This window comes from Mesorhizobium sp. M2A.F.Ca.ET.042.01.1.1 (assembly GCF_003997405.1).
Taxonomy (GTDB): domain Bacteria; phylum Pseudomonadota; class Alphaproteobacteria; order Rhizobiales; family Rhizobiaceae; genus Mesorhizobium.
The window spans coordinates 1-748 of record NZ_RZRX01000613.1 but is presented as its reverse complement, the minus strand read 5'-3'; the positions used below and the strand labels follow the sequence as shown (position 1 = coordinate 748).

The window sequence follows — 748 nt, the reverse complement described above, 5'->3', positions numbered from 1 at the left end:
GCCGTCGCTCGCAATGGCCGCAGCGGGCGATGCCCTCCAGCAGCGCGCCGCCCTCACGAACCGCACCGGCGGACCGTTCTGCGCCCTCGGAATGCGGGCGAGGCTGGGTATTGTTCGCCATGCGCTGCTGGTTGGTCTCGAAGGTCGGCCAGTCGATATAGCCCTGGTGGTGGTCCTTGATCAGCACTTGCCATTCGTCCATCGACAGCTTGCGCATCCGCTTGCGCCGCGCGCCGGTTTCGTCGAGCACCGTCTCGCAGCGATTCTTGCCATAGACATAGGCGCCCGCATAGACCGGACTGGCAAGCACGGAATGAACGGCGTGGTAGCTGGCTTCGCTCCAGCGCAGTTCGTGATGCCCCCCAAACGACAGCGGGCACTTCATGGCGTGTGCCCGCAGCCACAGCCAGACGCGGCGGGCCGAGCCCAGTTCGGCGAAACGGGCGAAGATCGTACGGATGACATGGACGACCGCTTCGTCGGGGTGGAACAGGATCTCGCCGTCCGCCTCGCCCCAGACGAAGCCGACCGGCAGGCCACGGCGCAATTCGCCGCGCGCCGCCTTGTTCTTGATGCCGCCATTGAGGCGGGCGCGTAGGACATGCAGCTCGGCCTCGCTCATGGCACCTTTCAACCCCAACAAAAGCCGGTCGCGCATGACGCTGCCGGAACCCGACAGGCCGAGATCCTCGTCGATGACCACGATGCGCTCGGCCGGCCATCCGAGATCGCGCGCCCTACCAGACAG

1 protein-coding gene is annotated in these 748 nt (G+C 66.4%); it reads right to left on the bottom strand.

Features of this window, described 5'->3' with window-relative positions:
* Positions 1-748 (bottom strand): recombinase family protein (locus EOA23_RS35175; RefSeq protein ID WP_145966625.1); only part of this gene is annotated, 748 nt, incomplete at both ends.